Consider the following 25,227-nt stretch of genomic DNA (forward strand, 5'->3'; position numbering starts at 1 on the left):
CTTAGATTTCTCTCACCTTGACGGATAATTTCCGATTTTCTTTCTTGCTGGATTGTTTGAAGAGAATGAGCACGCGCCCAATCTTGCGAACCGTTTCGGCTCCAATCTCTTCTTCCAAAATCTCTGCCACCTCGTGCACATTTTCATCTGTGTTTTGCAGCAGGTTAATTTTAATCAATTCTCGTGCATCCAAAGCCTGACGAACAGACGTTTTTATCTGGTCATTGAGCCCATTTTTCCCGATTTGGATAATGGGCTTCATCGTTTGCGCCAAACCGTTGAGATAGGCACGTTGTTTACTTGTTAAAGTCATATTTCTTCTTTCTAAAACTGAAAATAGCTCTTGCCCTACTTCTTAAATAATCGCCTTTCTGACTAGGACTGCGACGCCTTGGGGCGCCCAGGCTGCGATTTTCGCAGGTCCTGTCACGCGCAGCCAGCCCAAGCCTGAAAAGACCACATCCGTCTTTTCCTTGATTGTAAATTCATGGCGGACAAGTTCAGGAAAATCCTCGATTTCCTTCTTCGTCGGCGGCACTAAGAGACTGCCGACATGCTTTTGATAAAAGTCGCTCGCGCCCTCTAGTTTGGTCCTGTGGAGCTTGAGTTCATTGTCAAAATAAGCTGTGAAGCCCTGCTTTTCCCCAGCAATAAAATCAAACCGTCCCAAGCCAGCCAAAAAGAGGGTCTGCTCGGGATTGAGCTGATAAGTCTTGGGCTTGATTCCCTTGCGCGGACTGATGTATTTGAGGTTTTTGGCAGACAAATAATGCGCCATTTGGTGCCGATGAATAATCCCCGGCGTGTCGTAAATATGGCTGCCGTCAGCAAGCGGAATTTCAATCTTATCCAGGGTTGTCCCTGGAAAACGCGAGGTCGTGATGATGTCCTTGTCGCCACTAATTTCCTGGATAATGGCGTTAATCAGCGTGGACTTGCCCACATTGGTCACACCGACCACATAGACATCACGCCCCTTGCGATACTGCTCAATCTTGCCAATCAGCTCCTTAATCGCCGCCTTGTTTTGGGCGCTGGTCAACAGAACATCAATCGGCCGCAAGCCCTCTTCGTGCGCCCGCTCAGTCAGCCACTGGATAACCTTCTTGTCCTTGACCGACTTAGGCAAAATGTCTTTTTTATTGCCGACTAAAAGGACGTCATTTCCCGCCACAAAGCGCGACAAGCCGGGAATGACCGAGCCATTAAAATCAAAAATATCCACGACATTGACAACCAAAGCATGGCTGTCACCCACCTCGTGCAACAATTTCAAAAAGTCATCGTCGCTCAGCTGAACATCTGTGATTTCATTGTAGTGGCGCAGCCTAAAGCAGCGCTGGCAGTAAAGCTCGCCCGTCTCTAAGCCCTTGTCCAAGGCAGATTGGGGCGTGTAGCCCAAGCTCGTTTTGTCCTGAGTCTGAATGGGCGCCCCGCACCCGATACAGAGAATTTCTTCCATGCTAGATTCCTTTTGTATACCGAATTGGTCCGTATTTTTGAGCAATTTTTTGCAAAACGCGCCGCTCACGCGCGCGGTTAATCTGGGTTTTTATCGAATCGTGCTTAACCAAGGGCTTAACCAAAATCGAACGAATGCCAGCCCGATGAGCTGCGCGAATATCGGTCATCAGTTGGTCTCCGACCATGACAACTTCCTTTTTCTCAAAATGAAAGAGGCGCAGAGCCCGATTGATACCGAAAGTAAAAGGCTTGAAAGACCAGTAAACATAATCAATATCAAACTTTTCGACTGCCCGGCGAACTCGCCTTTTCGTGTTATTCGATACGACGATAATCCGAATACCCGCGTCGCGCAAATCATGCAGCCACTGCTTCATTTCAGGCGTTCCGTCAGGATTATTCCAAGCAATCAAGGTATTGTCCAAATCAACCAAAACCGCCTTGATACCGTGCTTTTTTAAACTTTCAACCGTCAAATCATAAACTGCCTCAACTGCAAAATCGGGCATGTAATTCTCAATTTTCACATTCTTCTCCAATTTATGTGCTTCTCTTAGTATAGCATAAAAAGGGTGATTACGCACGATATAAAAAGAGAGGTGCAGAATAAACTTTCCTGACCTCATCTTTTATAAAACATGTATATCTCAGTTTTACATTATTTTCCATGTACTAAACTTGCCTTTTTAATCAAATCTTTAGCAGAAATTAAGGTAACTGCTGACAAAATAAGAACCATTCCTAAAATGTCAATAAAAAAGAAATGCTCACTCATCACCAAAAAAGCAAAGACGACCGCCGCAACCGGCTCGACAGAAGCGAGCAAACTTGACTTAACTGGGCCAATTAAGGTCGCACCTTTTAAAAAGACTGTGTAGGTGAAAATCGTACCAATTCCGATAATCCCGACTAAAGCTAGAAAAATCGGCATAGTTAATTGCCAATGAAAGCTCGCTAAACCACTAAAAGGAAAGATAAGCACTCCGCCCATCAGCATACCAATCCCAATAACCGTGAGGCTACCATATCGACGGATCAACTCGACGGGTAGGATAATGTAGAGCGAGTAAGTCACCGCTGAAAATAGCCCCCAAAAGAGCCCTAGCGGTGTGACTGACAAGACGCCGAGCTCCCCATGGGTCGCAATAAGAAAGGTTCCTAACATAGCAAAAACGATGGCAAACATTTCTAATAAAGTGGGGGCAACTTTATCCTTAATACAGGCATAGCTCAAAACTAAGACAGGACATATATATTGGAGCACCGTTGCTGTTCCAGCATTGGTCTCGTGAATGGCTACCAAATAGGCAAACTGATTGAGCACCAGACCAAAAAGAGCAAAGATAAAGATTTTTCCTAAGGATTTCTTGTTTGATAAAGCCGCCCGAAATTGCTTCCGTGCACTTCCGTATGCCATTAAAGACAACACCAATCCCGCAATTAAGATCCTGATATTGGTCAGGACTAGAGGTGGGATTCCCTGTGCCATCAAATACTGACCACAGGTTCCTGATAATCCCCATGATATTCCTGCTATGAGGACATACAATGTTCCACGTAGTTCTTTTGACATTTCTTTCCCCTTTTCTCACTCCACATTGTATCATAAAAGAGGTCAGTTTCCTAACCTCTTTTGGTAAATAGTAACAATTTAATCCTACTACTGAAATGATTAACATTTATCTCCAACCAGTCATTCTTCTGATATTTACAACTTCTCCAACTCTTCATTGAGCAATTTTTGTGCGACTTGTGGGTTGGCTTGTCCCTTGGTTGCTTTCATGAGCTGACCGATGAGGGACTTGGCCGCGTTTTTGTTGCCGCCCTTGTAGTCGTTGATTGCTTTTTCATTATTGGCAAAGACTTCTTGGATGATTGGCAAAAGCTGCGCTGGGTCAGAGATTTGGATGAGACCCGCTTTTTGCACATATTCTTTAGCAGATCCGCCCTCTTTTGCCAAGTGAACGAAGACTTTCTTGGCAATCTTGGATGAAATGGTGCCATCAGAAACGAGGCTCAACATCTCTGTCAAGTTTTCTGGCGTTAAGCCGATTTCTTCAATGGTCTTGCCTTCGGCATTGAGGTATTGCGCCACATCGCCTTGCAGCCAGTTGGAAACGAGCTTCGCGTCGCCACCTACTGCCACAGCCGCTTCAAAGAAGTCGGAGATGGACTTGCTTGCCGTCAACTGGCGAACATCGTAATCGGACAAACCAAATTCTTCCATGTATCTAGCACGGCGTTCCTTGGGAAAAGCTGGCAATTCTCTACGCACGCGCTCAATCCACTCATCCTCAATCTCAAAGATTGGCAGGTCTGGCTCTGGGAAATAGCGGTAGTCTGCCGAGCCTTCCTTGACCCGCATGAGGAGAGTCTCACCTGTTGCTTCATCGTAACGGCGTGTTTCTTGACGAATTTGTCCACCGCTGCGGAGCACTTCTGCCTGACGCTTTTCTTCAAAAGCGAGACCGCGACGCACGAAGTTGAAGGAGTTGAGGTTTTTAAGCTCGGTTTTGGTACCAAATTCCTCTTGCCCAAAAGGACGAATAGAGATATTGGCATCGACCCGCATTGACCCTTCTTCCATTTTGACGTCAGAAATACCCGTGTATTGGATGATTTCCTTGAGGGCCGTCAGATAGGCATAGGCCTCCTCGGGACTGCGCATATCCGCTTCCGACACGATTTCAATCAAAGGCACTCCCTGACGATTGAGGTCAACATAGGAATAACCGTCGCTACCGTGGGTATTTTTCCCCGCGTCTTCCTCCAAGTGAGCTCGCTCGATACGGATTTTCTTCTTGCTGCCGTCTTCTAGCTCAATCTCAATCCAGCCGTTGTAGCCGATTGGCTCGTCAAACTGGGAAATTTGGTAAGCCTTGGGATTGTCTGGGTAGAAGTAATTCTTGCGGTCAAAGTGCATCTTTTTGTGAATGTCCATGTTGAGCGCAAGAGCTGCCTTGATACCATAGTCAATAACGCCCTTATTCATAACAGGAAGAACACCTGGGAAAGACCAGTCGACAATGTTTGTGTTGGCATTTGGGTCTTCACCAAAGTGGGCTGGCGCTGGTGAGAAAATTTTTGAATTTGTTTTTAATTCAACGTGGACTTCCAGTCCAATAATCGTTTCAAAGTTCATTATTTTCACCTCCAAAAATGACTGGTTTTTGCTTGTGGTAGTCTGTCGTTGCTTCAAAAGCAGCTGCTACTTGGTAAATCGTTTCTTCATCAAAATGATTTCCAATCAATTGTAGCCCAACCGGCAGACCATCCGCAAAGCCTGCTGGAATGGAAATGCCAGGAAGCCCTGCCAAATTGACCGGAATTGTCAAAAGATCAGCCAAATACATAGCTACTGGATCGTGACTTTGAGTTCCTAAGTCGTAAGCAACCGTCGGCGCTGTTGGACCCAAGATTAAGTCGTAATTTTCAAAGACTTTTGCAAAATCCTGCATGATAAGGGTACGGACTTGTCCAGCTTTCTTGAAATAAGCATCGTAGTAACCAGATGACAAGCTAAAGGTTCCCAGCATAATCCGCCGTTTTACTTCGTCACCAAATCCTTCGCTCCGCGATTTAACATAAACATCCTCCAAGTTTTGGATGTCTTCTGCGCGATAGCCATAGCGGATACCGTCGAAACGCTGCAAGTTTGAAGAAGCTTCTGATGAAGCGATGATATAATAAACCGCCACTCCGTACTTGCTGTGAGGAAGACTGACTTCCTCAACCGTCGCACCCAAACTTTCAAAATGCTTAGCCGCCGCAAGAATTGTTTCCTTGATTTGCGGGTCAATGCCCTCGCCGATATACTCTTTTGGAAGAGCAATCTTTAGCCCCTTGACATCCTGACCAATCTTGCTGGTAAAATCAGGCACAGCCACTTGGCTTGAAGTCGAATCTTTCGGATCGTTACCTGAGATGACATTGAGTAATTGCGCATTTTCTTTGACGGTTTGTGAGAATGGTCCGATTTGATCGAGCGAGCTACCAAAAGCGATGAGCCCGAAACGTGACACGCGCCCGTAAGTCGGCTTGAGTCCGACCACTCCGTTGAAGGCTGCTGGCTGGCGAATAGAGCCACCCGTGTCAGAACCTAGCGAGAGGCGCACTTGTCCTGAGGCTACTGCCGTTGCAGAGCCACCTGATGACCCACCAGGTACCTTGGTCGCATCCCAAGCATTTTTGGTTGTCTTGAAGTGAGAATTTTCGCTGGAGCCACCCATGGCAAACTCGTCCATGTTGGTTTTTCCGACGATAATCATGTCACTCCCGTAGAGCTTTTCAACGCTAGTCGCATCAAAAATCGGCTCGTAATTGTAGAGCATTTTAGAGGCTGCCGTGGTCAAAATCCCTTTTGTCGAGATATTGTCCTTGACCGCGAGCGGAATGCCGCTCATAACATTGTCCGCGTCAATTCCCCTGGCGTCAACTGCCGCAGCTTGAGCGAGTGCTTCTTCCTCAGTCACGGTGATAAAGCTATCAACTGCGGCTTCTCGCGCTTTGATGTCTTCCAAGGTCGCCTTGGTCAATTCGACTGCTGAAATTTCTTTTTTGACGAGCAGGTCGTGCAATTCATCGATAGATTTTTGATTGAAAGTCATTAGGCATCTCCTCCTTCGTCAATGATAGCCGGCACTTTGATAAAGCCGTCTTCCTGCTCCGGTACATTTTTAAAGAGCTCCATGCGATCCCAGCCCGCCACAGACTGGTCTTCGCGCATGTAGTTGATATTTTGGGCAACGTTTGAAGTAAAAGGTACACCAGTCGTGTCCACCTCATTGAGCAATTCTACCATGTCCACGATTTTTGACAAGGTCGTCGCAAACTCTGCTGTCTCCTCGGAAGAAAAGGCTAACTTAGAGAGATTGGCAACGTGGGTTACTTCTTCTTGTGTGATTTTCATCTCAAATTCCTTTCGTATCTAGTATTCCTGTTCTATTTTACCATAAAATGCTGTCTTGTGGGTTAGTCTTTTAATTCCAAGCTCAATTCGGCTAACTGCTTGTCCGCAACCAAACTTGGACTTTCAAGCATGGGATCCATTCCTGTTCCATTTTTTGGAAAGGCAATGACTTGGCGGATATTTTCTTCGCCCGCTAAAATCATAACCAAGCGGTCAAGCCCTAGCGCCAAGCCACCGTGCGGTGGGAAACCATAGTCCAGCGCTTCAAGGAAAAAGCCAAAATCACGTTCGTAGCTAACTTTCTCCATACCCAGCAGCTCAAACATTTTTTCCTGTTCTTTACGAGTATGAATCCGCAAACTTCCGCCGCCGATTTCATAGCCGTTGAGGACGATGTCATAGGCGTGGCTGCGGATTTCTGACAAATCTTCTCCCTCGCCAAAAATGCCTTGAGTAAATGGGTGGTGCATGGCTTGATAGCGTTTTTGGTCTTCATTCCACTCCAGAAGTGGCCAGTCGACAACCCAGAGGAAATTGAGCTTGTCTTCATCAATAACATCCAATTCCTTAGCCAGAAGCAAGCGCAGATGTCCGAGCGCTTCCTGCACCCGCTTCTCGCTTCCTGTCACCACAAAGACCAAATCCCCCTCAGCCAGCTCAAAGAGATTTTCAACCTGAGCTTGAGCAGGAGCAAAGCTAAAAGCTAGATTACCTGTAAAGGCGCCATTTTCATAGCTGAAAGTTCCAAAGCTCATAGTGCCAAATTCCTTCATCAGCTCCTTGAAATACTTCATCCGACGATTGCTGAAGGATTTAGCAGCGCCCTTGGCAGCAAGGCCCATAACCACACCATTTTCCTGCACCGCCTTTTGGACAAAGAGGCTAGGATGAGCCTGAGCAATCTCGGTCAAATCCTTGAGCTCCATATCAAAGCGGGTATCTGGCTTGTCTGAACCAAAACGACGCATAGCGTCCGCATAGCTGATAATAGGAAAATCCTCTGTCAACTCTACACCACGCGCAGCCTTGACCACGTCTTTAAGCATTTGTTCCACCAAGGCGCGAATTTCTTCTTCTGTGGCAAAGCTCAATTCCAAGTCCACTTGGGTAAATTCGGGCTGGCGGTCACCGCGCAAATCCTCGTCACGGAAGCAACGCACAATTTGATAATAGCGCTCAATACCTGCTCCCATGAGCAGTTGCTTGAGCATCTGTGGACTTTGTGGCAAAGCGTAAAATTGATTTTTGAAAACGCGACTAGGCACCAAGAAATCACGCGCTCCTTCTGGCGTTGACTTGGTCAGATAAGGCGTCTCCACTTCCAAAAAAGCTGCCTTATTGAGGTAATCGCGAATGGTTGAAGTAACTTGGTGACGCAATTTCAAATTTTGGGTCATTTTCTCCCGCCGTAAGTCCAGATAGCGATATTTCTGCCGCAAATCCTCCCCCGTGTGAGAATGGCTGTCCAGCTCAAAAGGCAAGACCTTGCTGGCTGCCAAAATCTCAATCTTGTCCGCCCGTAATTCGACCTGACCAGACTTGAGGGCTGGATTAACGAAGCGCTCTTCCCGCTGCACCAATTCGCCCGTCACAGAAATCACCGATTCCTTGTGCAAACCAGCTAATTTTTCAAAATCTGCAACCGAGCTATCCACAAAAACCTGCAAAATCCCTTCGCGGTCACGCAACTCGATAAAAGCGAGCTTGCCGTGATTACGGATATTGGCGACCCAACCCGTCGCCGTCAGAGTCTGCCCTATTTGGTCCAGACCATAATCTCCAATAAAAATATCTTTCATCATTTCCTCTTTCTAATTTCTAAAATTTCAAACAAAAAACGACTTTCCTGCTGTTAAACAGACGAAAAGCCGTGGTACCACTGTTCTTCATTGCAAAATGCAATCTCTAGGCTCATAACGTGAGCAACGTTTGCGCTTTTTATCACACAAATGACCTAACAAAGTATGTTTTTCGGACAGATTTCCTTGGCGCTGCTCTCAGCTACCAGCGCTCTCTGGGCAAGCAAACCAGCCTACTCTACTTTTTCATTTTTTATTAAATTGTCTCCATTATAACCGCTCCAAGCACATTTTGCAAGTGCTGAAGGGCAAATTGATGATTTTCTGGCTGAATAGAGGCCACCGCTGACTCCACAACCTCAATCTGGTAACCTAAATTGTAGGCATCAATAGCTGTGTGGAGGACACAGATGTCTGTCAGGACACCGGTCAAAACGACCGTATCCACCCGACGCTCCCGCAAACGAATATCCAAATCCGTTCCCGAAAAAGCCGAGTAATGGCGCTTATCTATCCAGAAAAGACGCTCGCTGTCCTTGTGTTCCTCATAAAAATCCGCCAAAGGACCGTAGAGCTCACGCCCAGCCGTTCCCTTGATATTGTGAGGCGGAAAGAGCTTGCTTTCTGGGTGGTAGCTGTCCTTTTCCTCATGGGCATCAATGGCAAAGAAAATGAAATCTCCGCGCTCATAGGCAGCCTGTGTCACCTGATAGATAGCTTGGGAAATCGCCTGAGCGGGTTTGCCCGCAGTTAATTTTCCCTCGTCAGCTACAAAGTCAAAGGTGTAGTCAATCGAAATCAGGGCTTTTGTCATTTCTCCTCCTCATCAGCTCCAAAATTGTTCAAATTTAGCGACATTTACAGGGTCAAAACCAAGACACCTGCTACAATAAGCAGAGAGCCTGCCACCAGCTTGATACTCAAGGGTTCTCCTAGAAGTACTACCCCTAGAACAATGGCAATGACCACACTCAGCTTGTCAATCGGCGCCACCCAAGAGGCTGGTGCCAGCTGCAGAGCTCGGTAGTAGCATAGCCAGGACAAGCCTGTCGCCAGGCCAGATAAAATCAGAAAGGTAAAAGGACGAGCAGCGATATGCTTAGGAAGTTGCCATTCGTGGCGCCAGCTGATGATAGCAGACGTCACTAGTAAAATGACAACCGTCCGAATAAAGGTCGCTAAATTGCTATTCAGCCCTGCAACACCCAGCTTTCCTAAAATCGCCGTCAAGCCTGCAAAAAAAGCTGAGCCCAAGGCAAACCAAATCCAACTCATACTGCCTCTTTCCTCTACTATTATTTATCTAAGAAACTAGTAATCCCGCTTTTTAATCTCTTCAAAAATATCTGGAATGAGCACTTTCAAGTAAGTCCCTTTCATTCCCAGAGAGCGACTTTCGATGATCCCTGCACTTTCTAGCTTGCGAAGAGCATTAACAATCACAGAGCGCGTAATACCAATGCGGTCTGCAATGACAGAAGCTGTCAGATGACCTTCATTACCGCTTAATTCGCTCAAGATAGCAGAAACTGCTCGCAACTCGGAATAAGAAAGTGTATTGACCGCCATAGTTACTGCCGTCCTGCGACGAATATTTTTTTCGTCTTCTTCGCGCTGAAGGTTGAGCAGTTGAATCCCAACTACAGTGCTGGCAATTTCAACCAAAGTTAAATCATCATTATCAAATTTTTCATCGTTGCGCCAAATAATCAAGGTTCCTAAACGAATCCCTGTCACATGAATCGGAGCAACAGTCGTCCAGCCATCTGGAAACTCATGCTTGGTTTCAACCGGGAAAATAGATAATTCTTGATCTACATCCAAGTTTGCTTCGGTATCATAAATCATATTAGCCGCTTGAATATAAGCTTCTGGGAAGATCTTAGTCTCAAAGAAGGCTTCAACACGTTCTGTATTGGTCTTGTAGCGCATAAAATATCCAAGTAGGATCCCCTTGCTGTTGACAATACAGGCATTACAGTCAATAATATCTGCTAACTGCTTTGTTATAGCATTGTATGGTAATTCATCCTGTAAAGCTTCATCTGAACGCTTAAGGATCGATGTAATTTTTCTTGTTTTCTCTAATAATGTTACCATTGTACACCTCAATTTTATTCAATCCATTATAGCAAATATTCAATAAATTGACAATAATTATCTGAAAATTCATTACTGATATACAATTTTTATACCATTAGCGCCTATATTGATGCAAAAAACGAGTCATCTTTTCTTGAACTTGTGCTAATTCATCAACACGCGGTAGATAAACAATTCGGAAATGATCAGGTTCCTTCCAGTTAAATCCACGACCATGTACTAACAAAATTTTCTCTTGTTTCAAGAAATCAAGAACAAATTGTTCATCATCATCAACCTTATACATGGTGCGGTCAATTTTAGGAAAAATATAAAGTCCTGCTTTAGGTTTTACGGCTGATAAGCCCGGAATATCACTGATCGCTTCATAGATGAAATTTCTTTGTTCGTAGATACGTCCCCCCGGTAGCAAGAGTTCATCAACGGACTGATAGCCACCAAGCGATGTTTGCACGACTTGTTGCGCTAAAACATTTGAGCAAAGACGCATGTTCGACAACATATTAAGTCCTTCAATATAGTCCTTGACATGGCGCTTGGGACCTGACAAGACCATCCAGCCTACCCGAAAACCCGCAATACGATGAGATTTAGATAAACCATTCATACTAACGCAGAAAAGGTCAGGAGCCAGACTGGCAATGGCAATATGCTGCTCGCCGTCCATAACCAAGCGGTCGTAAATCTCATCAGCAAAGATAATCAAATCGTTCTGCCGCGCAATTTCTACGATTTCCTCTAAGATGTCCTTAGGGTAGAGCGAGCCCGTCGGATTATTAGGATTGATGACCACAATCGCCTTGGTATTAGAGGTAATCTTAGACTTAATATCATCAATATCTGGATACCATTCTGCTTGCTCATCACAGATATAGTGCACCGCATTTCCGCCAGCGAGACTCACTGCCGCTGTCCACAAGGGATAGTCAGGCATAGGAATTAAGACTTCATCGCCGTCATCAAGTAAACCCTGCATAGACATGGTAATCAATTCACTGACCCCATTACCCAGATAAATGTCATCAATATCAACAGTTGGGAAATTTTTGAGCTGACAATATTGCATAATTGCTTTGCGAGCCGAAAAAATCCCTCTAGAATCCGAGTAACCTTCGCTGTTGCGTGCATTCATGATCAGATCATGAATCACCTCATCAGGTGCCGTAAAGTCAAATGCAGCTGGATTTCCCGTGTTGAGACGAAGAATTTTTTCGCCATTTGCGATCATACGATTTGCTTCTTCTAATACTGGGCCACGAATATCATAGGCAACATGTTCCAGTTTTGTGGATTTTTTAAATTCCTTCATGGTGAAACCTCGATTTTAAAGACTGTTCTTAATTATACCACAGAATATTCTGTAAAATCCAAAATTCCGCAATGAAATTCTAACGGTAATTTCTTTACATTTTTCATGAAAAGGATTACAATATAAGTAACAAATACATGGAGGTTATCTACTATGGCTCAAAAATATGAAAATATCATGGTTGCTGTTGATGGTTCTAGCGAGTCTGAATTGGCTTTGAAAAAGGGAATTAACGTCGCCCTGCGCAACAAATCCAACCTACTCATAGCCCATGTCATTGATACTCGCGCCCTCCAAAGTGTCTCTACTTTTGACGCTGAGGTTTATAAAGAGCTCGAAGAAGAAGCACAAAAACTAACCTCAAGCTACCAAGAAATGGCAAAAGAAGCTGGCGTTGAACAAGTCGAGGTAGTTATCGAATTTGGAAACCCTAAAACGCTTCTTGCAACGACCATCCCAGATGAACACAAGGTGGATCTCATCATGGTTGGAGCGACTGGTCTTAATGCTTTTGAGCGGCTCTTAATCGGTTCTTCATCTGAATACATTCTCCGTCATGCCAAAGTGGACATGTTGATTGTCCGTGATACCGAAAAGTTATTGTAAAAATAAAATCTCAGTCTTTCAAGACTGAGATTTTTCTGTTTCTGCTGCTATGCTTTGATTGCGCTGATAGGCACGAATTTGTCGCTCTAACTCTGCTTTGATAGCAGGCTCTGGCGCATACTTTTCTTCCCAATCATCAGGTTTGAGAATTTTATGGGTCACTGGGTCAAAGTGCGCTTTTCCATCTGGAAAGATTTTCCCCATATTGGCCTGATGCACGATATCAAAAATCCGTTCAGGATCCACTCCCATAAGAGCAAAACTTCCATAGGTAAAGTAAAGAAGGTCAATTAGAGCATCTACTTGCCCCGTCAGTGAAACTTCTGCTTTTTTCTTACTTTTCACCTTTGTTTGTGCTTTATCTAAAGCGGCATGAAGTTGACGAATTGCAGCATCAAACTCTTCTTCACCCTGACTAGCTGCCTGAACAAACTCAACTAACTCTTCAAGTTTAAAATCGGCGCGATGAATTGCATCTTGATTGCTCCAAACGATCGGCTCTTCCTGAGTGCTCTCGTCCATAAGTCCATGAAATTCTTTAACCTTATTGAAATGGGGGTCGCTGCTGACAAAAACTTTCTCACTAGCTAAAATTCCAAAATGTTCTAGTGCCCTATGAATACCGTCTTGACTATTACTGCTCGTTGTGTGTTTGGCTATTTCTTTAACTTTAGAAGTCCCATTTCCCATAGCGATAGACAGTCCAACACCAGATAACATTTCTAAGTCATTGTCCGAATCACCGAAAGCCATCACCTGACTGATGTCAAAACCGAACTCTTCCCCAATTCGCTTAATTCCCTCAAGTTTTGAGGTTCCTTGATTGATAATATCGGATGCGTAAGGGCTGCTACGAGTAAACTTGAGTTCAGGAAATTGTTCAGCTACCTGTTCACTTTCTTGAGGGGTTGCCAGCATCAGCACTTGATAAATAGGCTGGCGCGACAAAGCTGAAAGTTCTTGAGTATTTTGAGGCACTACCTTTCCAATCAAGCGGTTAAAGCCATTGGTCACACTTTTAACCAATTTCTTGGGCACAAAACGGCTACTCCATTGAGAAACTGGACTAAGCCCAAAACTCATGATCCTACTACCGAATACACCGTCCCTAGTTCCTAGAGCAATTTCCTTACGATTTTTTCGTGCATAAGCGATTAACTGCTGCAAATGCTGCTTATCAATCGGCGTCGCCGAAATAACCTTATCACGCGAGAAAATATATTGACCATTATAGGTAACAGCAAAATCTAACTGAAGTTGCTCCATAAAGGGGCGGACGAAAAAAGGGCCTCGACCTGTGGCTAAACCGACTAAAATCCCTTGTTCTTTTAAACTATGAATGGCTTTTTCCGTTGACTTAAGCACCGTTCGACTGTCATTGATTAGTGTTCCGTCAATATCAAAAAAGACTGCTTTTATTTCCAATTCTTCTATTCACTTTCTTTTATTGTACAATAAATTATATCATATTTAGGAAAGTTCCTCACGAATGAGAACGAAAATTCTTGTATTCCACACTGGTGAAACTATTCCCAACTATGAGAAGATTGAAATTCTAAAAAGCGACTACATCCATATTTTCATAATATAAAAACTGGAATTTCTTCATTTTCCAGTTTTTTATATTATATTCATTCTGCCAACCCTGTAACAGTAACTCCCAGCAGGCGAACGCCGCGCGGTTGCTCTTCCAGTTCGTCATAAAGGGCGTGCGCGACCCGCTCAATCAGCTCCGCCTGATTAGTGGCAAGGCTCAAACTCCGCCGCTTGGTCAAGGTTGAGAAATCAGCGTAGCGGATTTTAAGAACAATGGTTCGCCCCTGTTTTTGATGCTTGGTGAGACCAGCCGCCACCTTCTGCGCCAGCAAGGTCAGCTCTTTTTTGATGTCTTCTTCATCATAGAGCAATTTTTTATAGGTTCGCTCCTTACCGATAGACTTACGAATACGATTGCTTTTGACCGGCGAATTACTGATGCCACGCGCTTTGCGATAGAGGTCAAAACCGAAACGCCCAAACTTGTCTATCAAGGTCATTTCAGGAATTTCCAGCAAATCAGCCCCCGTAAAAACCTGCATGTCATGTAATTTTTCCACTGTCTTTTTGCCTACACCGTGAAACTTGGCGATATCCATTGCCGCCAGAAACTCCTGTGCATCCTCTGGTCGAATGACCGTCAGCCCGTGCGGTTTCTCATAATCGCTGGCAATCTTGGCTAAAAATTTATTATAGGAAACACCCGCCGAGCTGGTTAAATGCAGCTCGTTCCAAATATCATGCTGAATGAGCCGTGCAATCTTGACCGCCGACTTGATTCCCAGTTTATTTTTGGTGACGTCCAGATAGGCCTCATCAATACTCATAGGCTCAATCAAGTCCGTATAACGCTTAAAAATCTCACGAATTTGCAGCCCAACGGCTTGATACTTCTCATAATTTCCCGAAATGAAAACCGCCTGCGGACAGCGCTCATAGGCTTCTTTTGAGCTCATAGCCGAGTGCACGCCGAACTTGCGCGCCTCATAATTGCAGGTCGAAACCACGCCGCGCCCGCCCGTCAAGCGCGGGTCGCTCCCGACAATCACAGGCTTGCCCTTAAGAGAAGGATTGTCCCGCTCTTCAATGGCAGCAAAAAAGGCATCCATGTCGATATGAATGATTTTTCTGGATGTGTCATTGATAAGCGGAAAAATCAGCATGCTGCCCCCTTTAACAGAAATTCTCTTTCCATTATACGCTTTTCTGAAAGATTTGAAAAAGATTTACTATTTACAAAAATATAGTACAAAATTCTTGAAAAATTAAAATCTGTATTATAAAAGAAAGTGTTGTAATTCCCTATTTTGCTTTGTGAAAACGATTACTATATGATATACTGTATCCATAAGTGTAACAGTTCTTGTTACTAGAAAGTCAAAAGAGGAAAAAATATGGTTGTAAAAACAGTCGTTGAAGCACAGGATATTTTCGCAAAAGCTTGGGAAGGCTTTAAAGGCGAAGATTGGAAAGAAAAAGCAAGCGTATCTCGCTTTGTTCAAGCAAACTATACTCCATACGACGGAGATGAAAGTTTCTTAGCAGGGCCAACTGAGCGCTCTCTTCACATTAAAAAAATTATTGAAGAAACGAAAGCTCACTATGAAGAGACTCGTTTCCCTATGGATACAGACCGTGTAGCGTCTATTTCTGATCTACCTGCAGGTTACATTGACAAGGATAATGAAGTTATCTTTGGTCTCCAAAACTCTGAACTTTTCCGCCTTAATTTCATGCCAAAAGGTGGTATTCGTATGGCTGAGACCACTTTGAAAGAAAATGGTTATGAACCAGATCCTAAATTGCATGAAATTTTCACTAAATATGCTACAACTGTAAATGACGGTATTTTCCGCGCTTACACTTCAAACATTCGTCGTGCTCGCCATGCTCATACCGTAACAGGTTTGCCAGACGCATATTCTCGCGGACGGATCATCGGTGTTTACACACGTCTTGCTCTTTATGGAGCCGACTACCTTATGGCTGAAAAAGTTGCTGACTGGAATGCTTTGACAGACATTGACGAAGAAACAATCCGTTTGCGTGAAGAAATCAATTTGCAACACCAAGCACTGCAACAAGTTGTGAAACTGGGTGACCTTTACGGTGTTGACGTTCGTCGTCCGGCCTTTGACACAAAAGAAGCTATTCAATGGACAAATATTGCTTTCATGGCAGTATGTCGTGTCATCAATGGTGCAGCTACTTCTCTTGGACGTGTGCCAATCGTTCTTGACATCTATGCTGAACGTGACCTTGCTCGCGGTACTTATACTGAAAGCGAAATCCAAGAATTTGTTGATGATTTTGTATTGAAACTTCGTACTGTAAAATTTGCTCGTACAAAAGCCTATGACCAACTTTACTCAGGAGACCCAACTTTCATCACAACTTCTATGGCTGGTATGGGAAATGACGGTCGTCACCGTGTTACCAAAATGGACTACCGTTTCTTGAACACACTTGACAACGTTGGTAACTCTCCAGAACCAAACTTGACAGTTCTTTGGACTGACAAATTGCCATATGCCTTCCGTCACTACTGCATGCACATGAGCCACAAACACTCTTCAATCCAATACGAAGGTGTAACAACCATGGCCAAAGACGGTTATGGCGAAATGAGCTGTATCTCATGTTGTGTGTCTCCGCTTGACCCAGAAAATGAAGAACAACGTCACAATATCCAGTACTTCGGTGCTCGTGTAAATGTGCTGAAAGCTCTGCTTACAGGTCTCAATGGTGGTTACGATGATGTGCACAAAGACTACAAAGTATTCGACATTGACCCAATTACTTCTGATGTCCTTGACTTTGATGAAGTAAAAGCTAACTTTGAAAAATCTCTTGACTGGTTGACTGACACTTATGTAGATGCTTTGAACATCATCCACTACATGACTGACAAGTACAACTATGAAGCAGTACAAATGGCCTTCTTGCCAACTCACCAACGGGCTAACATGGGATTTGGTATCTGTGGATTTGCAAATACAGTTGATACCTTGGCAGCTATCAAGTATGCTACTGTAAAACCAATCCGTGATGAAAATGGCTATATCTACGACTACGAAACAATCGGCGAGTACCCACGTTGGGGTGAAGATGACCCTCGTTCTAACGAACTGGCTGAATGGTTGATTGAGGCTTACACAACTCGTCTACGTAGCCACAAACTCTACAAGAACGCAGAAGCTACTGTATCACTTCTTACGATCACTTCAAACGTTGCTTACTCTAAACAAACTGGTAACTCACCGGTTCACCGCGGAGTATACCTCAACGAAGACGGTACAGTCAACACAAGCAAGCTCGAATTCTTCTCACCAGGTGCTAACCCATCTAATAAGGCCAAAGGTGGCTGGTTGCAAAACCTCAACTCTCTCGCTAGCCTTGACTTTGGTTACGCAGCTGACGGTATCTCACTCACTACGCAAGTATCTCCACGTGCTCTTGGTAAGACTCGTGAAGAACAAGTTGATAATCTCGTAACGATCCTTGACGGTTACTTTGAAAATGGTGGACAACACGTCAACTTGAACGTTATGGACTTGTCAGATGTCTATGACAAGATCATGGCTGGTGAAGATGTTATCGTTCGTATCTCTGGTTACTGTGTAAACACTAAATATCTCACACCAGAACAAAAAACAGAATTGACTCAACGTGTCTTCCACGAAGTGCTTTCAGTGGACGATGCACTTAGCTAAGAATTTAGCAAAAGTACTGAAAAACTCTATCTCTTTCTAGCGGATAGAGTTTTCTCTTGCTCATTTTTTTGGTATAATAAATTTAATACGGATAAAGGATTAGACCATGACTGAACGGACACATGTAGACCGCGTGATTGATGTGGCGATGTTAGCAGGGGCTCTGCTCATTCAAAGCGGCTCAGAAATCTATCGGGTAGAAGACACCATGATTCGGATTGCGCACTCTCAAGGCATCAAGGATTTGAATGTCCTAGCCATGCCTGCTGCAATTTTTGTCTCGATTGAGCAAACCAATCTTTCGCGCATGAAACGCATTCTATCTTCATCTTATAATATCGAGAAGGTCTGTGATGTCAATCAGATCTCACGTCAATTAGCCAGTGGCGAGATTGGCTTAGAAGAGGCTTATCAAACCTTGCAAGGGTTGAAAGAAAAACCTCTGCCCTACAAATCTCTACAGACCTTGGCGGCAGCTACTATCGCTGCTCCCTTTTTCTCAGTCATGTTCGGCGGAAATTTTGCGGACGCTTTAGGAGCAATTATCGCTACCTTCCTTGGATTTCTGGTCTATATGGGCATGGAAAAATCGGCTAGAATTCCTTTTGTGTCAGCATTTTTAGGCGCTCTCACCTTTACCATAATTGGACTGATCTGGTCTCACTTTTACCCTGCTGAGACGCATGTGGACTGGATTATGGCTGGCTGTGTCATGCCTTTTGTCCCCGGGATTGCTCTTACTAATGCTGTTCGCGACCTTATGACTAATCATCTCAACACCGGCATGAGTAAGCTCTTTGAAAGTACTCTTATTATCTTTGCCCTTGGAGCCGGAACCACTCTGGGCATTCTCCTAATGAACCAAATCCTATGAATCTAGCAATTTTACTCCTACAAGCTATTTCTAGCTTTATCGCTATCTGGGCTTTCCTGATCGTGCTCAACATCCAAAAGAGCATGCTAATTCCAGCTTCTGTTATCGGTATGGTTACTTGGATGATTTACTATGTCCTAAAGGAACCGACTAATGTCATTGTTGCAACTTTTATTGCTGCTGTTGTCGGCTCTTCTATTAGCCAAATTGTCAGCATCAAGCTGCGCACTCCAACTATCGTTTTTGCCATCGCTATCCTTGCACCATTAGTACCTGGCTACCTGTCCTACCGAACGACTACCCTTTTTGTAAATGGTAATTATAGTCAAGCTGTTGTATCAGCTATTTTGGTTATTATTCTCGCCCTAGCTATTTCGATTGGAATGGCTAGTGGAACTATCGTGCTTAAGCTTTATCGGCGAAACAAACGGAAAAATCTAAAATAGCAAAAGAGGATTAGACACTTGTCTGATCCTTGTCTATTTCCTGAGAGTATTTTTTACCTGCCTTTTTTCGTGAAATATGATAGAATAAGTAGGAAATACTCTTAGTTTTCAAACTAAGTGAACGAGGTTTACTAATGAATATTGGTATTGATAAGATTGGTTTTGCGACGGGTCAATACGTACTACATTTAGAAGATTTAGCTCAGGCTCGCGATACTAATCCTGAGAAATTAAGCAAAGGGCTCTTGTTAAAGGAACTTAGTATCACTCCTGTTACCGAGGACATTGTGACTTTAGGGGCAACCGCAGCTGAAGATATTTTAACAGACGAAGATCGAGCAGCTATTGACATGGTTATTGTTGCGACCGAATCTGGAATTGATCAATCTAAGGCTGCAGCAGTCTTTATTCACAGCCTCCTAGATATCAATCCTTTTGCTCGAAGTTTTGAACTCAAAGAAGCCTGTTATAGTGCTACTGCAGCACTAGACTATGCTAAGCTCCATGTTAGTGCGCATCCTACATCTAAAGTATTGGTTATTGCAAGTGACATTGCTCGCTATGGAATTAAGGCTTCTGGTGAACCAACACAGGGAGCGGGCTCCATTGCTATGCTCGTGACTGCAAACCCACGCATTCTGATTTTCAATGATGACAATGTAGCTCAAACTCGCAACATTATGGATTTCTGGCGTCCTAATTATTCGACAACGCCGTTCGTAGACGGGATGTTTTCAACTCGGCAATATCTAGACTGTCTTAAAACAACTTGGGCAGAATATCAGAAACGTACTGGGCTCGCCTTAAAAGACTTTTCTGCTTATTGTTTCCACCTGCCTTATCCCAAGTTAGCTCTCAAGGGACTTAAACAAATCATGGATAAAAGCCTAAGTGAGGAGCAACAAATTCAACTCCAGGAAAACTTTGATAGCTCTATTTTATACAGTCAAAAGGTCGGCAATATTTACACAGGCTCTCTCTTTTTAGGTTTGCTTTCCCTATTAGAAAATAGTAAACATCTCAAAGCAGGAGATCAAATTATTCTTTTCAGCTACGGCAGCGGCGCGGTAGCGGAGATTTTTAGTGCGAATTTAGTTGAAGGTTATGAAAAACAACTCCGTACAGATCGGCTGGCAGCTCTAGATCGACGTAGTCGTTTAACAGTAGCCGAGTATGAAGCGATGTTTTTTGAGCCAGTAAAACTAGATGAAACAGCTAGTACCAAATTTACAGGCTATGAAAATCAAACTTATGCCTTGACAGAAATTAGCGAGCATAAGCGAGTTTACCAAAAGGTCCTTGCCCATGACTAGTTGGACAGGATTTTCAAAAAAAACGCCGCAGGAGCGGCTGGAAAAATTGCTAACAGAAAAGGTACTTAGTCAAGAAAGAGTACAAGAGTTACGTACAGGAGCGACTCTACCGGTTACAACTGCTAATCAGATGGCAGAAAATGTATTAGGAACTTTTGCCTTACCTTATGCAGTCGTGCCTGATTTTTACGTCAATGGGAAAGATTACTTGGTTCCCTTTGTGACTGAGGAGCCGTCTGTTGTTCTTGCTGCTAGTTTTGCTGCCAAGATTATCAAACACTCTGGTGGTTTTACAACGCTTATCCATGAGCGATTAATGATTGGACAAGTAGCCTTATACGGGTTAGCTGATCAAGTCGCCGCGCAAGAGCTCATTAAAAAAGCTGAAACAGAATTAATAGAGCTCGCTAATCAGGCTTACCCTTCTATTGTCAAAAGAGGTGGCGGCGCAAGAGCAGTCACGACAGCTATTAAGGAAGACTTTCTCATCGTTTATTTGAGTGTTGATACGCAGGAAGCAATGGGAGCCAACATGCTTAATACCATGCTAGAAGCCATCTCTGGTCGACTAGAGGATCTTACAGGTGGCGAATGCTTGATGGCAATCCTTTCTAACTATGCAACAGAAAGTTTAGTGACAGCAAAATGCCAAATTCCCTTTCGCTATTTGAGCCGAGATAGATCAGAAGCAGGAACAATCGCCAAAAAAATGGCCTTGGCTAGCGATTTGGCCCAGGCTGACCCTTATCGTGCTTCAACACATAATAAGGGAATTTTTAACGGCATTGATGCTGTGGTACTTGCAACTGGTAATGACTGGCGGGCTATCGAAGCAGGTGCTCACGCTTACGCAGCTAGGGATGGACAGTACCGTGGACTTAGCACTTGGGCAATCGATAAAGAACAAAACCTCCTTAAGGGACAGCTAACCTTGCCTATGCCGATTGCGACCAAAGGCGGCTCTATCGGGCTCAATCCGACTGTAGCGGCTAGCTTTGACCTGCTGCAAGAACCAACTGCCAAGGAACTTGCCTCTATTATCGTAGCAGTGGGACTGGCACAAAATTTTGCAGCGCTCAAGGCCTTGGTCAGCACAGGCATTCAAGCAGGGCACATGAAACTCCAAGCCAAATCGCTGGCTCTGCTAGCAGGGGCGAAGGAAGAAGAGGTGGCTCCTCTGGTCAAGCACCTGACTGAAGCAAAAATATTTAATTTGGAAAATGCACAAGAAATTCTTAAAAAAATACGACAAGACAAAAAATAGAGTGAGAAAAAATCTCACTCTATTTTTTGTCTTTGAGCTTCTCGCAACCTACCATAAAGCAAATAAGGCACTTGCCTTAGCTCTTTAATCGTCCGGCAATTAAGTGCACACATAATCAGGCGCAGATCTTCTTTCCAACTATTGACAATATCAATCACTTGCTCAACAGGATACTCCTCAACTAATTCAAGCATGGTGCGTGACAGTCCAACCGCTCTTGCACCAAGCACCAGAGCTTTTACCATATCCAAAGGATTCCTAACACCACCGCTGACTAAGATCTCTAACTTATCTCGCATTGGCTGCGCATTGATCAAGGCCTGTAAGGTTGATTGTCCCCAGTTATCTAAGTAACTTCTTTTACCAGCCCTGCGATTTTCGATATAGGCAAAGCTGGTTCCACCCCGCCCTGACAAATCCACCGTGCGAATACCTAAATCGTAAGCTGTTTGCATAGTTCTAATATCCATGCCAAAACCGACTTCTTTGAGAATAACTGGCAGGGAAATTTCTCGTACATAAGCAGTCAAATTGTCTTTCCAGTGCTTGAACTGCCTTTCCCCTTCAGGCATGAGTAGTTCCTGCATGAGGTTGACATGAACCTGTAAAAAGAGCGGGTCTAGGGCTGCAATCGCTTGCTTGCCGGCTGCAACTGGTTTATCAATCCCGATATTAGTCCCCAATAATAATTGAGGAAAATCTTTCTTATCAGGATAAGAATCATCCTCGGGATTTTTAAGTGCAGCACTATAAGAACCCGTAACAAAAAGCAAACCACAAGCTGCTGCTACCTGAGCTAATTTAAAATTAATTTCCTTACCCTTAGCGCTCCCACCTGTCATTGCATTAATATAAAAGGGATAGGTAAAATCTCGTCCAGCAAAATGTGTAGTCAAATCTACTTCTGCCAAATCGATATCAGGAAGCGAGCAATGAATAAGCTCTATTTCATCAAAACTGTTGTAAGGCGACTTGTGTTCTAAAGCGTACTTGATATGCTGGTCTTTCCGATTTTCACTCATTTTGCCCTATCCTTTCCTGATAAAGTAAATCAATGCCCGCTTCTTGCCAACGCTGCTTGATTATTTCTCGTGCTTGCTGGTCAAAAGCAAGAGCAATCCCGCAATCACCGCCACCTGCTCCGCTGCTCTTAGCCACACTATCCAGACCGCTGCTGGCTGATCTTAATTGCTTTAATTTTTCATTGTAAATGGCGGGACTTAAATCAGCCAGGAGTGAGCCGACCTTGTTCAGACTAGCTTTAATCGCAACCTTATCCCCAACTGTCAGAGCCTGCTCTAAGAGTAAAACCTGCTCTTGGGTTGCTGCCAGAAAAGCTGGATTGATAGCTGCTTGCACCAGCTTAATCATATCCTTAGATATAGCGGGTTCCTTAGTCCAACCTACTAAAAAGTCAAAGGATAAACTTGGTGTAATCCTTCTAATAACATAGCCCCAGTCTGCTGCCAAAACTTGCTCTAAGGACATCGCCTCAATCATTTTCTTGATTGCCTGCCGGTCAAAGGCTTGATAATAAATCAGGTCTTCGTAAGCAATGCAGGCCACATCGCCCATAGAACCATTGTCGCCGCGCTTGAGTAGGACATAGGAAGCCAGCTTAAAGAGCTGCTCGCTCGATAAATCCAGCTCATACAAGGCCGCCATAGCCTTAAGCGTCAAGATAACCACGCTGCCGCTGGAGCCCAGCCCGATTTTTTTGCCCTCTTTTTCCATTTTGCCAGAAATGCTGAGCGAAAAAGCACGGCTGCTCAACCCTTGACTAGCAAGAAAGTTATTCATAACGAGAACTGTCTCTTGGATGAGAGCATAGGAAGCATCAGGCTCTAACCCCACGCTATAATCAAACATATCTGACGCCAGTTGATAATGCTCTGCTGTCTCAATCGTCGCCGTCATATAGATAGGAATATTCTTGATAATCGCTCCCTGCTTAGGATAGAGCACCGCATATTCTCCAACCCAGTAGAGCTTGCCGCAAGTTTGAACTGTTTTTTTAGTGCTCATCTGGCAAGTCCTTTGTTTTTGAAACGATGAGCTTGTATTTCTGCTCAAAAATGGAAACTAAATGCTCCAAATCCTCTTCCAAACAGAGCACCTTGACATTAGGCCCCGCGTCCATGGTGAAATAGCAGCGCTCACCTGCTGCCCGCAAGTTTCTCACAAAATCCATGGCTTCTCGCGTCTGCTCGGTCAGATAAGAAAAAGCAGGGCTCGCTGTCTCGGTCGTTGAGTGCATAAAGAGAGCATTGCTCTCAGTTAAATCGCCGACCTTTTCAAAGTCATTGTCCTTAAGATAAGTCAGCATCTGCTGATAATCGTGCTCCGATTGCTTTATCCAAGCAGCAAAATTAGTCGAAGTCTCTGCGCAACGCTTCATTCCCTCACGACTGGAAACGGTCTTTCTCTGGTCGTGGAGCACCAACATAATCATCGCTAGCTTTAAATCTGTCTGAACAGGATAAATGGCTCCGCTATCCTTGTCCCAAGCAGCGAGCGGCCCATAGAAAGAGCGAGCTGATGAGCCTGAAGCGAACTTCGCTTCTTGTGCCAGCTCTTTTGTTGACAAATGCAGCTGGAAAAACTCATTACAAGCCTTGACGAGAGCAGATAAACCGCTGGAGCTAGACGACAAGCCCGCCGCAGTCGGCATATTATTGGTCGTGTCAACCCGCACAAATCCTACTCCTCTTGGACGAAATCGGTCAATAATTCGACCGATTTTTGCGTGCTCTGCCTCATCTTGCAAGACGCCATTGATGTAAAATTCATCTTGCTTGGCAGTTGCAGCCAAAGGACTGAGCTGCGTTTCTGTGTACATATTTTCTAAAGTTAGAGAAATACTACTGGTCGCAGGGATGATTTTTTCTGCATCTTTTTTACCCCAGTATTTGACAATGGCAATATTGGCATAGGATTTTACAGTTACAGGCTTTCTATCCATGTGTTTATCGCACCTTTCTCTCTTAATAAAGTGGCTAATTGCTGAGCTTCTGCCCTTTCTCTGACCAGGGCAATGACGCAGCCGCCCAAGCCGCCACCACTCATTTTGGCACCGAGTGCTCCATTTTCCAAGGCGACCTGCACCAAGTCATCCGCTTTTGAACAGCTGACGCCCAAGGCTGCCAGTTTTTGGTGGGCTGTAGTCATGGCTTGCCCCAAGGTAATCAAATCTTTGATAGAAATGGCTTTTTCGACGATTTTTGTCAAATTTCCCAGTTCTTGTAGCAAAGGCAGAGCTTTTTGCCCTAGCGCTTCTACTTTTTGAATAGCCTCACGTGTCTGCCCATATACCCCTGTATCGGCAATAACCAAATAGGACTCTAATTCCAGTTTCAATTCGGTAAAACCAAAATTCCGGATGAATTTAATAGCCACATCGCTCAGGCAAGTCTTGGCGTCCAGCCCGCTCGGATTCATGTGGGCAATCATTTCCGCCCGATTTGCCAAAATTTCCAAGGTTTGAGCATCCAAGTCTTCTTCAAAATAGTCAAAAACTGCCCGAATGGCTGCAATGCTGACCGCTGCCGATGAGCCCATGCCACGCTTTTCAGGCACCATAGACTCCACCTGACAGCGTATCTTGGCTGCTTCAATGCCCAAGTGCTCCAAGGAGGCAAAGACTGCCATAGATAGCGTATCTTCATCGTAAAGTTCCCAAACCCGATCAGATGGGAAAACCCGACAAGTCACCTCGATATTATTTAAAGGCAGGGCAATGGCTGGATAGCCATAAACCACCGAGTGTTCACCGATTAAAATAATTTTACTATGTGCCTTACCGACACCACATTCTTTTGTCATATACTATTTATTTACTTTCGCTTGTTTAGAAGCATGACATTTTACTTCTACTCTACTTACTATTTTAAT

Annotated in this window: 24 protein-coding genes; 6 read left to right on the forward strand and 18 right to left on the reverse strand. The window is 44.3% G+C overall.

Translation table 11 applies throughout. The features are described from left to right. Position 1 precedes the first annotated feature (1 nt). The 12 genes from yhbY to A3I3_RS0107770 form a co-directional block, all read right to left on the reverse strand. On the reverse strand, positions 2 to 313 hold the full coding sequence (yhbY, locus tag A3I3_RS0107715) for a ribosome assembly RNA-binding protein YhbY (RefSeq protein WP_018372143.1): 312 nt from the start codon (positions 311 to 313) through the stop codon (positions 2 to 4). 42 nt (positions 314 to 355) lie between these two features. Further along, on the reverse strand, positions 356 to 1,462 hold the full coding sequence (yqeH, locus tag A3I3_RS0107720; RefSeq protein WP_018372144.1) for a ribosome biogenesis GTPase YqeH: 1,107 nt from the start codon (positions 1,460 to 1,462) through the stop codon (positions 356 to 358). A 1-nt stretch (position 1,463) separates the two neighbouring features. After that, on the reverse strand, positions 1,464 to 1,991 hold the full coding sequence (locus A3I3_RS0107725; RefSeq protein ID WP_018372145.1) for a YqeG family HAD IIIA-type phosphatase: 528 nt from the start codon (positions 1,989 to 1,991) through the stop codon (positions 1,464 to 1,466). A gap of 131 nt (positions 1,992 to 2,122) precedes the next feature. Continuing rightward, the gene (locus A3I3_RS0107730) at positions 2,123 to 3,037 is read right to left on the reverse strand and encodes a DMT family transporter (protein WP_018372146.1); all 915 of its coding nucleotides are present in this window, start codon (positions 3,035 to 3,037) and stop codon (positions 2,123 to 2,125) included. A 135-nt stretch (positions 3,038 to 3,172) separates the two neighbouring features. Beyond that, complete coding sequence (gatB, locus tag A3I3_RS0107735; RefSeq protein WP_018372147.1) at positions 3,173 to 4,606, reverse strand: Asp-tRNA(Asn)/Glu-tRNA(Gln) amidotransferase subunit GatB; 1,434 nt, start codon at positions 4,604 to 4,606, stop codon at positions 3,173 to 3,175. After that, on the reverse strand, positions 4,596 to 6,071 hold the full coding sequence (gene gatA / locus A3I3_RS0107740; RefSeq protein WP_018372148.1) for an Asp-tRNA(Asn)/Glu-tRNA(Gln) amidotransferase subunit GatA: 1,476 nt from the start codon (positions 6,069 to 6,071) through the stop codon (positions 4,596 to 4,598). The genes gatB and gatA overlap by 11 nt, the downstream gene beginning before the upstream one ends. Then, positions 6,071 to 6,373 carry an Asp-tRNA(Asn)/Glu-tRNA(Gln) amidotransferase subunit GatC gene (gatC, locus tag A3I3_RS0107745; RefSeq protein ID WP_018372149.1) on the reverse strand — a complete coding sequence of 101 codons (303 nt, stop codon included), beginning with the start codon at positions 6,371 to 6,373 and terminating at the stop codon, positions 6,071 to 6,073. Before gatC ends, gatA begins: the two co-directional genes overlap by 1 nt. Positions 6,374 to 6,435: 62 nt before the next feature. Further along, on the reverse strand, positions 6,436 to 8,172 hold the full coding sequence (gene aspS / locus A3I3_RS0107750; RefSeq protein ID WP_018372150.1) for an aspartate--tRNA ligase: 1,737 nt from the start codon (positions 8,170 to 8,172) through the stop codon (positions 6,436 to 6,438). 256 nt (positions 8,173 to 8,428) lie between these two features. Next, positions 8,429 to 8,986, reverse strand: a complete 558-nt coding sequence (locus A3I3_RS0107755; protein WP_018372151.1) for a cysteine hydrolase family protein — start codon at positions 8,984 to 8,986, stop codon at positions 8,429 to 8,431. A 44-nt stretch (positions 8,987 to 9,030) separates the two neighbouring features. Beyond that, entirely contained in the window at positions 9,031 to 9,447 is a 417-nt protein-coding gene (locus tag A3I3_RS0107760; RefSeq protein WP_018372152.1) for an EamA family transporter, read from the reverse strand. 36 nt (positions 9,448 to 9,483) lie between these two features. Then, positions 9,484 to 10,272, reverse strand: coding sequence for a GTP-sensing pleiotropic transcriptional regulator CodY (codY, locus tag A3I3_RS0107765; protein WP_018372153.1), 789 nt, complete (start codon positions 10,270 to 10,272; stop codon positions 9,484 to 9,486). A 97-nt stretch (positions 10,273 to 10,369) separates the two neighbouring features. Next, positions 10,370 to 11,584, reverse strand: coding sequence for a pyridoxal phosphate-dependent aminotransferase (locus A3I3_RS0107770; protein ID WP_018372154.1), 1,215 nt, complete (start codon positions 11,582 to 11,584; stop codon positions 10,370 to 10,372). 153 nt (positions 11,585 to 11,737) lie between these two features. On the opposite strand from A3I3_RS0107770, the gene A3I3_RS0107775 reads away from it, so the two are divergent. Next, positions 11,738 to 12,190, forward strand: a complete 453-nt coding sequence (locus A3I3_RS0107775; protein ID WP_018372155.1) for a universal stress protein — start codon at positions 11,738 to 11,740, stop codon at positions 12,188 to 12,190. Positions 12,191 to 12,208: 18 nt separating this feature from the next. On the opposite strand, the gene A3I3_RS0107780 is transcribed toward A3I3_RS0107775, so the two are convergent. Together A3I3_RS0107780 and dinB are read right to left on the reverse strand one after the other, a co-directional pair. Further along, positions 12,209 to 13,615 (reverse strand): Cof-type HAD-IIB family hydrolase, encoded by a 1,407-nt coding sequence (locus tag A3I3_RS0107780; protein WP_018372156.1) that lies wholly within the window; start codon positions 13,613 to 13,615, stop codon positions 12,209 to 12,211. 206 nt (positions 13,616 to 13,821) lie between these two features. Next, complete coding sequence (gene dinB / locus A3I3_RS0107785) at positions 13,822 to 14,889, reverse strand: DNA polymerase IV (RefSeq protein WP_018372157.1); 1,068 nt, start codon at positions 14,887 to 14,889, stop codon at positions 13,822 to 13,824. A gap of 231 nt (positions 14,890 to 15,120) precedes the next feature. Between dinB and pflB the strand changes: the two genes are divergently transcribed. From pflB to A3I3_RS0107815, 5 genes are all read left to right on the forward strand, one after another. Beyond that, positions 15,121 to 17,439, forward strand: a complete 2,319-nt coding sequence (gene pflB / locus A3I3_RS0107795; RefSeq protein ID WP_018372159.1) for a formate C-acetyltransferase — start codon at positions 15,121 to 15,123, stop codon at positions 17,437 to 17,439. Between the two features lie 106 nt (positions 17,440 to 17,545). Beyond that, the gene (locus tag A3I3_RS0107800; RefSeq protein WP_018372160.1) at positions 17,546 to 18,313 is read left to right on the forward strand and encodes a threonine/serine exporter family protein; all 768 of its coding nucleotides are present in this window, start codon (positions 17,546 to 17,548) and stop codon (positions 18,311 to 18,313) included. Beyond that, the gene (locus A3I3_RS0107805; protein WP_018372161.1) at positions 18,310 to 18,759 is read left to right on the forward strand and encodes a threonine/serine exporter family protein; all 450 of its coding nucleotides are present in this window, start codon (positions 18,310 to 18,312) and stop codon (positions 18,757 to 18,759) included. Before A3I3_RS0107800 ends, A3I3_RS0107805 begins: the two co-directional genes overlap by 4 nt. Before the next feature lie 134 nt (positions 18,760 to 18,893). After that, complete coding sequence (locus A3I3_RS0107810) at positions 18,894 to 20,072, forward strand: hydroxymethylglutaryl-CoA synthase (protein ID WP_018372162.1); 1,179 nt, start codon at positions 18,894 to 18,896, stop codon at positions 20,070 to 20,072. Then, the gene (locus A3I3_RS0107815) at positions 20,065 to 21,336 is read left to right on the forward strand and encodes a hydroxymethylglutaryl-CoA reductase, degradative (protein ID WP_018372163.1); all 1,272 of its coding nucleotides are present in this window, start codon (positions 20,065 to 20,067) and stop codon (positions 21,334 to 21,336) included. The genes A3I3_RS0107810 and A3I3_RS0107815 overlap by 8 nt, the downstream gene beginning before the upstream one ends. A 14-nt stretch (positions 21,337 to 21,350) precedes the next feature. On the opposite strand, the gene fni is transcribed toward A3I3_RS0107815, so the two are convergent. The 4 genes from fni to mvk are packed head-to-tail and all read right to left on the reverse strand — an operon-like array spanning position 21,351 to position 25,158. Continuing rightward, entirely contained in the window at positions 21,351 to 22,358 is a 1,008-nt protein-coding gene (gene fni / locus A3I3_RS0107820) for a type 2 isopentenyl-diphosphate Delta-isomerase (RefSeq protein WP_018372164.1), read from the reverse strand. Further along, positions 22,351 to 23,361, reverse strand: coding sequence for a phosphomevalonate kinase (locus tag A3I3_RS0107825; RefSeq protein ID WP_018372165.1), 1,011 nt, complete (start codon positions 23,359 to 23,361; stop codon positions 22,351 to 22,353). The genes fni and A3I3_RS0107825 overlap by 8 nt, the downstream gene beginning before the upstream one ends. Next, the gene (gene mvaD, locus A3I3_RS0107830; RefSeq protein WP_018372166.1) at positions 23,351 to 24,298 is read right to left on the reverse strand and encodes a diphosphomevalonate decarboxylase; all 948 of its coding nucleotides are present in this window, start codon (positions 24,296 to 24,298) and stop codon (positions 23,351 to 23,353) included. The genes A3I3_RS0107825 and mvaD overlap by 11 nt, the downstream gene beginning before the upstream one ends. After that, entirely contained in the window at positions 24,280 to 25,158 is an 879-nt protein-coding gene (mvk, locus tag A3I3_RS0107835; protein WP_018372167.1) for a mevalonate kinase, read from the reverse strand. The genes mvaD and mvk overlap by 19 nt, the downstream gene beginning before the upstream one ends. Positions 25,159 to 25,227: the final 69 nt, after the last annotated feature.

Source organism: Streptococcus massiliensis DSM 18628, assembly GCF_000380065.1.
In the GTDB taxonomy this organism is placed as follows: domain Bacteria; phylum Bacillota; class Bacilli; order Lactobacillales; family Streptococcaceae; genus Streptococcus; species Streptococcus massiliensis.